The organism is Paenibacillus sp. P4_A7, from assembly GCF_056402455.1.
Genome location: NZ_JBFUHJ010000141.1, coordinates 1 through 12,493, shown reverse-complemented (window position 1 = coordinate 12,493; position 12,493 = coordinate 1). Strand labels below are relative to the sequence as shown.

The following is a 12,493-nucleotide window of genomic DNA, read 5'->3' as shown; positions in this document are numbered from 1 at the left end:
CTGCAAATCCAAGAGGCGCTGGAATCACTGATTAAAGGCAGAACGACCATTGCGATTGCTCACCGTTTGTCAACATTGCGCAATGCCGATTATTTGATTGTGATGGATGCCGGTAAAGGTTAGTTTGAGGGCTGTAAGGTTGATTTTAGTGCTTATAGCTTTTCTCGAGCTAACCTGTCAGCAGTTCAAGTTAGTTCAATGAACTGCCATACCATCTTATTTGTATTAGTTCAACGGAGACATACGTATGTTTTTTTCCCTTACAGATTTATCTATGATAAACCAATAGGTCAGTTAATGGCTTTACGAATGTCATAATCGGTTAGATCGATATCTAATTCCATTCCTAGTGCTAATTTAGCCAACTGGACTCCGATATAAGGGCCCATCGTTAGTCCGGAGGCCCCGAGACCGTTTACCGCAAGAAGTCCTTCCCAATCTGGAATGGCGCCAATGACCGGAAGAAAATCGGCTGTGAAAGGGCGAAAGCCCACCCTTACTTCCTGGAACGTAGTATCTGCCAGATCAGGTGCGAATGTAAGGCATTTGCTTAAAATTTCGTGTATTCCGCCGGGTGTAACCCTCGTATCGTAACCTTCAACATTATTTTCATGAGTCGCCCCGATCACGATTTTCTGATGTTCAAAGGCGAGTAAATATTGATCGGAAGGCGGTATAACGACTGGCCAGATACCAGTATTTTGTGTGGCGTCTGGAACCTGCAAGTGCATGATTTGCGCTTTCTGATAGCTGACCTTAAAGTCAATACCTAAAGGTTGTAGCAACGGTCGCGCCCATGCTCCTGCACAAACGATTACGATGTCAGCTGGGTAGCGATTTTCCCCAACCGTTACGCCAGTTACACGGTTAGTTTGAAATTCTAGCTTAGCATCCCCATATATAAGTTCAGCCCCGTTCCTTTGTGCAGATCGAAGCAAAGCATTACGCAGCGCCCGGCCATCGACACGGGCAGCCCCGCTAATATGAATGGATGAATATCCTTCCGCAAGCAGTGGAAAGAGCTCACGGGTCCTAAGTTCATCAAGCCGGGTAATCTCACCGATTTCAGCCGCGTCTTCCTTACGCTTGTAAGCTCGATCTTCGATTTTGTCAATCTTCTCCGGATCCATATGTATGCTGAGGGCTCCGACCCTGGCATAACCGGTTTCGGTTTCTCCTTCACTTTCAAGTTCTTCAATTAGCACAGGGTAATAACTCGCTCCTGCCTTCGCAAGCCGATACCAAGCCTTATTGCGCCGCTGCGACAGCCAGGGACATATAATGCCGGCAGCTGCATCCGTAGCCTGTCCTTCGTCTTTCCGATCGATGATAAGGACTTCTGCTCCCTGTTTAACCAATTGGTATGCAGTTGATGCTCCAGCAATTCCTGCTCCAATGACAATTACCTTCATGATGATTTCACTCCTTTATGTACCAAATGGCACAATAGTAAAAAAAAGCTGCCCACTTATCGCTTATGAAGAAGGCGATATAGGGGACAACTCTTTTAATCCTAGAAGCAAGCTAATCTTGACGATGAGCATGCCATCCGATCTTGGCTGTACGTGCACAGTAAGAGTGTCGGATGGACCGCTGACTAACTCCAAACTAGAAATTAACGATTGCCGCGGTTCAACGTTTCCCAGCGATAGACATACTCGAAAATAAACTCAAACGCCTCAAGATGGCGTTTAGCTTCGAATGCATTGGCGCCCCAAGCGTAAATACCATGCTTCCGCAGCAAAATGCCGGGAATGTTCGGGATGATTCGATCCGTTATTTCTGGAACGATGGATGGGATATGCGCGAAGTTGGACACAATCGGAATATCGATATGCGCTTCTTCTTCCCAAATATTAAAGCCTTTAATGAGCTCAACACCGTCAACCGGTACCGATTTACGATCCCAGAAATATTCGGAGATAACACTATTGAATACTGTATGTACGTGGAAAATAGCACCTGCGCCAGTCAGCTTGTAAATCTCACAATGAATAAGTGTTTCTGCGGACGGCTTTAATCTCGTTGTCTCGCAAGGCTTACCTTCCTGATCAACAAATAAATAGTCTTCAGGTGTGTGGATTGTTTTGTCTTTTCCACTGGCTGTAATAGCGAATTGAAAGTCGTCTTGTTTATAGTCGCCAACACGTATCGAGAGATTGCCGCTCGTTCCAGGGAACCATCCGCGTGAAGCGAACAGCTCCTTAACTTCTTTTAGCTCGGACAAAGCCCTCTGCTTATCTTCTGTTGCTATATGTTGAAAGCTCATTTAGTAGTTGTCCTTTCCGCATTCATAAAATTAATAATGTCGTGGAATGTTTCATATTCATGATGTTCCAAGCCTAACTCCTTGCATTTTACAGTAAGGTGAGAGCGGGAGAATACAACATCCGCTAGCTTCGCGCCTTCAAAGTCAGTAACGCTATCTCCGATAATAATTCGCTCGTATTCATCAGCAGGGAAGTTGCGCATGATCGTCGTCTTACACATACCGCAATCGCTGCTGCAATGTTCATCACATGGGTTTGGCCAAGTTATTTCAATGGTTTCACCACTAAAATCGCTTCCGTTGCAATAAATATGGTCAAAAGGAATTCCGAACGGCTCGAGAATAGGGTAGATAAAAAAGTTAATCCCACCGCTCGTTACGTAAAATTCGATCTGCTGCTCCTTACAATACTGTAGAAATTCCGCAAATCCATCTCGAATCCTGGCATTGGAAATGCTGAAATCTACAACCTCGCGCTGCATTGAAGCAGGGAGGAGGTGAAACAATTGTCCAACTCCATCTTTAATTGTTAATTCTTGAGCGATTGTCTGCTCAGCTATTTTCTCCCAACCGGCCGGGTTGAAGTGTTTGATAATAGCGATGATATTGTCATTATTCGTAATCGTTCCGTCAAAATCACAAAATACGATGCGCTTCTTAGATGTATGATTTTCTGTCATTATTCTTTAATCCCCCAAGCATTTATTGCGGCTTGCAATGGCTCATTTCCTTGCTGATCAGCAGCTTCGCGAAGCGATACAAGCGATACACCATTCATAGTAGCTGTAATCGCTTGTCTGAAAGCTTGCCCACCAGCAGCCGTACCCATTGGATGACCGTGAATGCCGCCGCCGGCATTCACAACAACGTCCGTACCGAAGTCTTTCAAAATAAGTGGTACCAAACCTGGGTGAATACCTGCCGATGGAACAGGGAAGCTTGTCCTCAAACCATGCATCGGCGTAAGCAATGCATCCTTAACCGCTAGATTTTCTTCCTTTGGCATAACAACTGAGCCGTAAGGAGATGGGAAAAGTACAAGATCAGCGCCAGCAAGACGCATCAACTTGCCTAGCAATAGTGATGCTCCAATGCCATAGTGAGGCGAAGGATACATAGCACCAGCCATAGCAGGATGAGCGGCGATCGGCACATTAATGGATGAATCGCTGCTTAATTCATGCAAAACGTCATACCCGTATGCCAATACGTTAAATAAAAGAGCGTTCGCGCCAGCGGCGATTGCTTTACGCGCGTTGTCTGCTAGTTTAGAGGTAGGTCCGGTCAAATTGACAGCGTATAGAAGCTTTTGACCTGTTTCCTCCTGAGCGCGCCGGGCTGCTTCCATACAAGCTTCCACACGCTTCTCAAGCGGAGTAAGTGGATTCTCAAAAAGAATTTCATCGTCCTTTATGAGATCGACGCCACCCAAAGCTTGCTTATAAAATTGATCCTGCAAATTCGCCAGATCATAACCAACAACTGATTTGAAAATGCTCATAAGCAATGGTCGGTCGTGAACGCCAAGCAGATCACGTACGCCTTTCAAACCGAATTTAGGACCAGGAAATGCGGAAGCAAATGTTTCCGATACATCTAGGTCGATAAGCTTAATCCGACCATCCATCGACAGCTTGCCAAATACGGTAACGAGCAGGGCGGGCAGATCACGACTGAAATTAATGTCAGGATATGCGATCTGAATATCGGCGTAGCGCTCACCCGGTGCAGCCGATGGTGGCTCATGCACTTGAACGGATATAACTTTACCTAAATGCTTTTCCATGCTAGCCTTTTGAGCTTCAGGAAGCTCTGTCCAGCTGCCAACTGTTAAACCGACAGCAATAGAAAGGGCTTTTTTATGAAAATCTGCTTTGTCATCATGTGATCTATAGGTTGCAATACATACTCCACTCATTCGGTTATGCTCCTTTCAATGTCAGCGCCAAGCTCGCCAGCACGCTCTGCGGAGCGGTAAACTGCTTTCATTATAGCTTCGGTAAAATGGTGTTCATCCATCTTTTCAAGCGCTGCTTGTGTTGTTCCGTTAGGAGAAGTCACTTTGCGGCGAAGGTCAGCAGGCTCTTCACCAGTTGTTTGAACCATTTGAGCCGCTCCAAGAACCGTCTGAACGACAAGCTCCTTCGCAGCCGCTTGACTTAAGCCAAGCTCAACGCCAGCATTAATCATAGCTTCCATGAAGTAATACACATAAGCAGGTCCGCTTCCGGATACACCGGTTACCGCTTGTTGAAGTGATTCATCAACAATTGCATTTATACCAACGGATTGGAAAATAACTTCAGTCAATTGACGCTGCTGTGAAGTGACTGCATCGGAATAGCTAATGCCTGTCGCTCCAAGTCCAATTGTGCTGGACGTGTTCGGCATTGATCTAACGATTGAAAGTGGTTGACCAAGCAAATGCTCAATTGATGAGATGGACAACCCAGCTATTACGGATATAATAAGCTGCTTTGAAGATAGAAGGGGCTTTATCGCTGTTAAAGCCGCTGCTGCATCCTTCGGCTTCATAGCCAAGAAGATAATATCTGCATCACGCAAATAATCTTCATTGCTTGAGCCTTGTACGATTGTCCGAATGCCGTAACGATCATGAAGCTCTGTCAGCCGCTGTTCATTTTGACGATTGAGCATGGAAATACGGTTAGGTTCGAGCAATTTTTCATTAATTAAGCCTCTAACGATCGCTTCAGCCATCGAGCCTGCGCCATAAAAGCATATCTGAAGAGAGGCAACACCGGTATGCGTTAATAAGGACATCGTATGTTTTCCTCCAAAATAATAATTTGTTATAATCCGACGCTTTATCCGCGTATTTGACCTGTACCATAAATCCTGTATTTCGTTGAAGTAAGAGCGGGCAGTCCCATTGGGCCACGGGCATGAAGCTTTTGCGTGCTAATACCAATCTCGGCGCCAAAGCCGAATTCAAAACCATCGGTAAACCGAGTGGACGCGTTATGATAAACAGCAGCCGCATCAATTTCCTGAATGAACCGTTTTGCATTTTCTTTATTTTCAGTTACTATGCATTCGGAATGCTTTGTTCCAAAGCGGCTAATATGCTCAACAGCAGCATCAAGACCCGGTACGATCCGAATATTCATAATGTAGTCATTGTATTCTGTGCTGTAATCCTCATCGGAAGCTAGATTGGCTTCCGAAATAATGGAAAGTGTCTGCTCGCAGCCGCGCAGTTCAACGCCTGCTTCCGTAAAACGTTTTGCAAGACTGGCAAGATGCTGCGCCGCAAACGCTTCATGTACGAGTAACGTCTCCATAGAATTGCAAACTGAAGGACGTTGTACCTTTGCATTAAATGCAATGTCTTCCGCCATTTGGTAGTTTGCGCTTTCGTCGACAAAAGTATGGCAAATGCCTGCTCCTGTTTCAATAACGGGTACGGTGGCATTTTCAACGACATTGCGAATAAGAGAAGCGCCGCCGCGAGGAATGACAACGTCAAGCAAACCGTTTAATTTAAGCATCTCATTAACTGATGCGCGATCTGAATCTTCAATGAGCTGAATAGCCTCGGAAGGCATATCAGTTGCTTCAAGCGCCTTCTTCAGCACTTCAACGATTTTGCGATTGGATTCAATAGCGGCAGACCCGCCGCGCAAGACAACGCAATTTCCTGTTTTAAGACAGAGACCAGCTGCATCGACAGTTACATTAGGACGAGCCTCATAGATCATCCCGATAACCCCAAGCGGCACTCTTATTTTCTCAACAAGCAGTCCGTTCGGACGGTCAAATTTTTCTAACAGCTCACCAACCGGATCGGGTAGGGATACAATTTGTCTAAGTCCTTCCGCTATTGCAGCAACACGTTCTTTGTTCAAAGCTAGTCGATCAAGAAGAGAAGGACTCGTGCCTTGCTCGCGTCCGCGTTGCAAGTCAATTTCATTAGAAGCAATAATCGAAGCTGTCTCTGTGAGCAGCGCATCGGCCATTTGCTCAAGTGCTATATTTTTTTGTTCTGTTGTCAGTCGGTTCATAACGGCTGCTGCTTTATTGGCAAGCAATGCTTTTTGTCTCACTTCACTTATCATCACGAAGAACCCCTCCTAATGTGTTATGTAATTCTTATTATTTTAATGTAATCCATTCATCGCGATGAATAAATTCGATGCGAGAGACATCTACTCTTCGGCGCACTTCTTCGGTTGTTAGTCCTGCAACGGCTTTAATTTGCCATGCATCGTAATTGACGACACCTCTGCCAATGGTTTCGCCAAGCGAGCTTTTTACTTCAACGACATCACCTGAATGAAAGTCTCCTTGAATGTCAGTAATCCCAGCGGGGAGGAGGCTTTTGCCGCCATCTAGCAGAGCATTTACTGCACCATCATCGACTGTGATTTGACCTTGCGGTACGGAATGAAAGCCCAGCCATTGCTTTTTCATCGACAAGCTATGCAGCTTTGTATCAAAATAAGTGCCTCGACCTATGCCCTGTACAGCTAGCGATAGATCACCGCCTTGCTGCACTTTCCCAATAAATGCGTGAACACCGCTTCGCATTGCTATGCGAGCCGCTTCAATTTTTGAGCGCATACCGCCAGTTCCTACAGAAGAGCCGGCACCTCCGGCAAGCTTCAAAATATCCTCGGAAATTTGCTCAACACGTTCAATTTTGACAGCTTGTGGGTTTTTACGCGGATCTTCCGTATATAAACCATCCATATCTGTAATGATAACAAGCTTTGCCGCCTTGGTCATTACCGCAACCAGTGCAGACAAGTTGTCATTATCACCGAACATGGGTACAAGCTCATCAGTTGCGACTGAATCATTTTCATTAATAATAGGAATAATTCCTTGTTTAAGCAGTTCTTCAATCGTCATAAGCGCATTTCGAATGCGACGTTGATTGGAGAAGTCAGCTCTAGTTAGCAGTATTTGTGCAGCTACGATACCAAATCGGCTAAATGCATCTTGGTAAGCCTGCATGAGGAGCGCTTGACCTACCGCTGCGGCAGCTTGCTTCTCATGAACGAGCTTCGGCTTAGAAGGATAGCCAATTTGACGAAAACCTGCAGCAACAGCGCCAGAGGTTACAAGTATTACGCCGTCGCCATTCTTATGAAGAGAAGCTAATTCCTCAGCAAAATATTGAATTCGTTCGCGATTTAAGCCGCCTTCTTCTGATGTTAGCGAGCTGCTACCAATTTTCACGACAATACGTTCCGACATCATTAATCCCATCCTATGCTCGTTTCATGACAACAAAAAAGACTTTCGTCCAATAAAGGACGAAAGTCTTAGCTTCCGCGGTACCACCTTTGTTGATGTCCTCAGCAAAGAGGGCATCCAGCTTAAGCCTAATAACAGAAGGCGCTGTCCGGTTCAAAGCCGGCCGTTCGGAGGTAGGTTCGGCAAGCGGTCGGGGTAAATTCTTTCAGCCGATGGAATTTACTCTCTGAGCGCGACCCTTCAAGCTTACTAGTCCCGTCATCACGTTTCATGTTCAATTCTTACAATCATATCATGATCCAATGCCGCTGTAAAGCAAGACAGGCGCTGGATAATGAGAAGTATATTACGACTAAACTTCAAACAAACCAAGTCTGCCAATCCGCTCTACAGCCTCTTCTAAACGCGCTTCATTTGTTAGTAACCCGAGACGAACAAAGCCTTCCCCGTGGGTACCGAAGCCAACACCTGGTGCTACAACAACGTCTGCTTCTTGCAGAAGCAAATCAGCGAATGATTCCGACGTATATCCTGCAGGAACAGGAAGCCAGCAGAAGAAAGATCCACCTGGTCGAGCCGCTTTCCAGCCGATCCGATCTAGTGCGGAGAACAAAGCTTCACGTCTGCTTTCATACATCATACGAAGATCAGTAACACAATCCTGCGGACCAGTTAAAGCCAGTGCTGCAGCTTCTTGAATACCGCCAAACAAGCTGCAGTAGTAATGATCTTGAATCAGGTTAATCAGCTTTATAATTTGTGCGTTGCCGATCGCAAAGCCAACACGCCATCCAGCCATATTGTATGTCTTGGACAATGTATAGAACTCGATGCCGACTTCCTTGGCGCCTGGTGTCTGCAAGAAGCTAATCGGTTGATTGCCGTCGAATCCAATTGCACCGTAAGCAAAGTCGCTGGAGATCACAATGCCATGCTCCCTCGCAAATGCCACCGTTTGCTCGTAAAATGCAGAATTAGCTACAGCACCGGTAGGGTTGTTCGGATAATTCATGAACATGAGCTTAGCACGCTTTGCAATTTCGGGACTAATTGCACTGTAGTCAGGCAAATAGCTGTTTTGCTCGGTAAGCGGCATGAAGGACATTTCTGCACCGGCAAGGGCTACACCAGACCAATAGTCTGGATATCCTGGATCGGGAACGAGGCAAACGTCACCAGGATTGAGCAAGCACTGGCTAATCTCAACAAGGCCTGTTTTTCCTCCAAATAAAATAGCTACTTCCGTTGACGGATCAATATCTACGTCGTAATCCTCTTTGTACCTTTGAGCGACAGCTTCCTTTAGAAAAGAATAGCCGCTAAAAGGTGGGTACTTGTGGTACAAAGGATTATCTGCTGCTTCCTTTAGCTTTGCAACAATATGGGGAGGGGTCGGCTGATCCGGATTGCCTTGGCCCAAATTGATAACGTCACGTCCTTTGGCCGTTTGCGCATTAGCTTTCGCAACCAGCTTGGCAAAAAACTGCGTCGGAAGTCCGTTCATCCGATCCGCAGGTTGAATAGGGTGTTGACCGATTTTTGTTTCCAATGTTTCACACTCCACATGACAAAATCGCTATTTTTTTTTATAAACCTTTGGACAATAGCTTTAATTTAGCATGAATGAGTGGATATGAGAAGCGAATTTCTAGGAAGCCGGGAGACCAACCTTTTTGATGAAAGGATTAATATCGGCTTTGAATAAAAATAAATACGGTCTTCTCTTGGCATCAAATACGAGTAAAAGCGGTGGCTTATCTTTGCAATAAAACAAAAATAAATCATCAGAAGTAACGGAAATATCTTTGCTTTTTATCGTAACTGTTTTCATAAGAGGCACTCTGTACACGTAGCTGCAGCTTTCGTCATTCGTAAGCTGTGGGGCTAGACCTTTAATTGAGCCGATCCATGTTGCAGCCATAGATTGAAACTGCTTATCATTCGGTATGGTTTTTACAATTTTACCGACAGAGACGTCAAACACCTGCACAGGCTTAAGCCCTGTTTCAGGGACGGGGTTATTAGCATTACTGTCCGCAGGATTAGCATGGACTGCATGTGCAAACAGAAAAAGTGAGCAGCACATGATAAGTGTTGCGAGGTATCTTTTTGGCAGCATATTGGACATTCTCCTTTTCTACACTCAAAATGGTAAAGGCTTCGTTGTTACGGTTCCCATCTTGACACCGTTCCATGAGAGGTTATCATTAGGGAAAAAAAGCAATATCGGGAGGAATGGCAGATGAATAATAAATTGCGGATTGCGCTGCTGCAAATGGATATAGAAGCAGGGAATCCAGAAGCAAACTTTGCTAATCTAGCTGCTATGCTGGAGGAAGCAGTATCACATGAACAAAAACCTGATCTAATTATGTTCCCTGAAATGTGGAATACGGGCTATGCCTTAACGGAAATTCAATCTATCGCTGATCAAGAAGGAGAAAGGACAAAGACGTTCTTATCTGATTTCAGCAAAAAGCATTGCGTAAATATAATCGGAGGGTCCATAGCGGAGCGGAGGTCTGAGCAGGTTTTAAATACTATTTATGCTTTTGATAGAGAGGGTAAGGTCATTGCTGATTATTCCAAAATTCATTTGTTCCGATTAATGGAGGAAGAGAAGTATTTAACCGCAGGGGATAAGCTTGGCAAGCTTGAAATAGAAGGAACACAGGCGGGCATGATGATTTGCTACGATATTCGATTCCCAGAGCTTGCGAGGAAGCTTGCACTTGAGGGTGCTAAGCTGCTATTTGTACCGGCTGAATGGCCGCATCCTCGCTTGCATCATTGGAAAACGTTATTAACGGCGAGAGCTATTGAAAATCAGATGTTTGTCATCGCCTGCAATCGGATGGGAATTAGCGGCAACTCACATTTCTTCGGTCATTCCATCATTCTAGATCCATGGGGGGAGACAATTGCCGAAGCGGGGGAAGAAGAGACGATTCTCTATGCTGATATTGACCTATCCCTTGTAGATGCTGTTCGATCGAAAATACCCGTATTTGAGGATCGCAGACCCACAATTTATGAAGCTTAGTTAATGATAGGGACTAAACGTTTTGTTAAGTGTTCGAATAAAGGCATCTGCAGCTTTGGACAAGTATCTGCCTTTTCGACTTGCAATGACTAATGTTCTAGTTGGTTTCGGACTCAGTGTCAAATAAGTAGGTGCAAAATCCGCGTTTTTGACTCGAGTAAGCATTTTAGGGACGAAGGCGATTCCCATACCGCCAGCAACGAGCGATTGAATCGTCTCCATATTACTGCTCTCGAACACGATACGCGGAGTAAAGCCTGCTTGCTCGCATAAATCAACTGTAATTTGACGAAATCCTTGCCCGCGTTTTAGGCCAATGAAGGGTTCATCTTGCAGCTCATGTATGGCAATGGAGTCTTCACGTTGAGCAAGTGGGTGCTGTGGTGAGACAGCTAAGCAAATCTCCTCTTCCATAAATGGTTCCCAGGAGAGTGAATTATCGATAAGAGGCAAAGAAAGCAAGCTCAAATCGGTTCCGCCGCTGGCTGTTAATTGCTCCAGCTTTGCTGTTGTATCTTCAACGAGCACCACTTCGATTTGCGGATATTGAGCACCAAATACAGGCAGGACTATGGGTAATATGTGCGATCCGGTAATTGGCAGTGTCCCGACGACTAATCGGCCGCGACGCATTTGCGCCATATCATCCATCTCCTGCTTGAGCTGCTCAACTGCATCTAAAATGGTTTGTGCCTTGTCAACAAATACTTGTCCAGATTGCGTTAATTCAACCGAGTTGGTTGTGCGCCTAAAAAGAAGCACGCCGAGCTCCTGCTCAAGTTTAGACAATTGCTGGCTAAGGGAAGGTTGGGCGATGTGGAGTTTCTCTGCAGCTCGGGAAAAGTTTTTCTCTGAGGCTATTTGTATCACATAATTGAGTTGACGCAGTTCCATAAGTTTATTCTCCATTCCTACTTAAGAATAAGATTGAAATTATTAATTATAGCTATTACCTATAAACGTTATAGATATTATATCTTGGATCAATGAAGAAAGAAATGCTATGATAGATTCAGTTAAGAAGAGCAGAAAGATTTAATGAAACGATGGGGTGAATATAATGACGAAAAAGACTATGTTTGAGAAGATCTGGGAAAATCACGTCATTCATCAAGAAGAAGGAAAGCCGAGTGTTATTTATATCGACTTGCAGCTTGTTCATGAAGTGACATCACCGCAAGCATTTGAAGGCTTACGCCTTTCGGGCCGCAAAGTGCGTCGTCCGGACTTGACGTTCGCAACAATGGATCACAACGTACCAACGAAGGACCGTTTTAACATTACAGATCCAATTTCGAAGCAGCAAATCGACACACTTACGCAAAACTGTAAAGATTTTGGCGTAACTCTATTCGATCTTGATAGTGTTGATCAAGGCGTTGTACACGTAATGGGACCTGAGCTTGGCCTTACGCATCCTGGTAAAACGATCGTTTGCGGCGATAGCCATACTTCAACGCATGGCGCATTTGGCGCTCTTGCATTCGGTATCGGTACAAGTGAAGTTGAACATGTAATGGCGACACAATGCTTGCAGCAATCCAAAGCAAAAACATTAGAAATTCGTTTTGACGGCAAACGCAAACCTGGCGTAACAGCAAAGGATTTAATTCTTGGCGTTATCGCGCAATATGGTACAGACTTTGCAACCGGCTATGTTATCGAATTCACAGGTGAAGCGATTACTAGCCTCACTATGGAAGAGCGTATGACGGTTTGTAATATGTCAATCGAAGCAGGTGCCCGTGCAGGCATGATCGCTCCGGACGAAACAACATTCAACTACCTTCGCGGCCGCCAATATTCACCGGCAAACTTCGAAGAAGCGATTGAAGCATGGAAATTGCTTACTACTGATGAAGGTGCAGAATTTGATAAAGTTCTTCCTTTCGACGTAGATGCTTTGATCCCACAAGTAACTTGGGGAACTAGCCCGGGTATGGGGACTAACATTACAG

At 45.1% G+C, this 12,493-nt stretch carries 12 protein-coding genes; 2 read left to right on the top strand and 10 right to left on the bottom strand.

Annotation, left to right across the window (positions count from 1 at the left end):
• Window positions 1-290 precede the first annotated feature (290 nt).
• The 9 genes from AC1DWN_RS17430 to AC1DWN_RS17390 form a co-directional block, all read right to left on the bottom strand.
• Entirely contained in the window at window positions 291-1,415 is a 1,125-nt protein-coding gene (locus AC1DWN_RS17430) for an NAD(P)/FAD-dependent oxidoreductase (RefSeq protein ID WP_477560174.1), read from the bottom strand.
• Window positions 1,416-1,615: 200 nt separating this feature from the next.
• Window positions 1,616-2,269, bottom strand: a complete 654-nt coding sequence (mtnB, locus tag AC1DWN_RS17425) for a methylthioribulose 1-phosphate dehydratase (RefSeq protein ID WP_477560171.1) — start codon at window positions 2,267-2,269, stop codon at window positions 1,616-1,618.
• Window positions 2,266-2,949 carry a 2-hydroxy-3-keto-5-methylthiopentenyl-1-phosphate phosphatase gene (locus AC1DWN_RS17420; RefSeq protein ID WP_477560170.1) on the bottom strand — a complete coding sequence of 228 codons (684 nt, stop codon included), beginning with the start codon at window positions 2,947-2,949 and terminating at the stop codon, window positions 2,266-2,268. The genes mtnB and AC1DWN_RS17420 overlap by 4 nt, the downstream gene beginning before the upstream one ends.
• Window positions 2,949-4,187 (bottom strand): 2,3-diketo-5-methylthiopentyl-1-phosphate enolase, encoded by a 1,239-nt coding sequence (locus AC1DWN_RS17415; RefSeq protein ID WP_477560169.1) that lies wholly within the window; start codon window positions 4,185-4,187, stop codon window positions 2,949-2,951. Before AC1DWN_RS17415 ends, AC1DWN_RS17420 begins: the two co-directional genes overlap by 1 nt.
• Window positions 4,184-5,053 carry a pyrroline-5-carboxylate reductase gene (gene proC, locus AC1DWN_RS17410; protein WP_477560168.1) on the bottom strand — a complete coding sequence of 290 codons (870 nt, stop codon included), beginning with the start codon at window positions 5,051-5,053 and terminating at the stop codon, window positions 4,184-4,186. The genes AC1DWN_RS17415 and proC overlap by 4 nt, the downstream gene beginning before the upstream one ends.
• A 44-nt stretch (window positions 5,054-5,097) precedes the next feature.
• Window positions 5,098-6,348, bottom strand: coding sequence for a glutamate-5-semialdehyde dehydrogenase (locus AC1DWN_RS17405; protein ID WP_477560173.1), 1,251 nt, complete (start codon window positions 6,346-6,348; stop codon window positions 5,098-5,100).
• A gap of 37 nt (window positions 6,349-6,385) precedes the next feature.
• Window positions 6,386-7,492 (bottom strand): glutamate 5-kinase, encoded by a 1,107-nt coding sequence (gene proB, locus AC1DWN_RS17400; protein WP_477560172.1) that lies wholly within the window; start codon window positions 7,490-7,492, stop codon window positions 6,386-6,388.
• 352 nt (window positions 7,493-7,844) lie between these two features.
• Complete coding sequence (locus AC1DWN_RS17395; RefSeq protein WP_477560167.1) at window positions 7,845-9,041, bottom strand: aminotransferase class I/II-fold pyridoxal phosphate-dependent enzyme; 1,197 nt, start codon at window positions 9,039-9,041, stop codon at window positions 7,845-7,847.
• A gap of 99 nt (window positions 9,042-9,140) precedes the next feature.
• Entirely contained in the window at window positions 9,141-9,611 is a 471-nt protein-coding gene (locus AC1DWN_RS17390; protein ID WP_477560166.1) for a hypothetical protein, read from the bottom strand.
• A 123-nt stretch (window positions 9,612-9,734) separates the two neighbouring features.
• On the opposite strand from AC1DWN_RS17390, the gene AC1DWN_RS17385 reads away from it, so the two are divergent.
• Complete coding sequence (locus AC1DWN_RS17385) at window positions 9,735-10,535, top strand: carbon-nitrogen family hydrolase (RefSeq protein WP_477560165.1); 801 nt, start codon at window positions 9,735-9,737, stop codon at window positions 10,533-10,535.
• Here the strand turns inward: AC1DWN_RS17385 and AC1DWN_RS17380 are convergent, their stop codons facing one another.
• The gene (locus AC1DWN_RS17380; protein ID WP_477560164.1) at window positions 10,536-11,429 is read right to left on the bottom strand and encodes a LysR family transcriptional regulator; all 894 of its coding nucleotides are present in this window, start codon (window positions 11,427-11,429) and stop codon (window positions 10,536-10,538) included.
• 166 nt (window positions 11,430-11,595) lie between these two features.
• Between AC1DWN_RS17380 and AC1DWN_RS17375 the strand changes: the two genes are divergently transcribed.
• Window positions 11,596-12,493, top strand: an 898-nt coding sequence (locus AC1DWN_RS17375) for an aconitase family protein (protein ID WP_477560163.1), incomplete at its 3' end; no start/stop codon positions are given.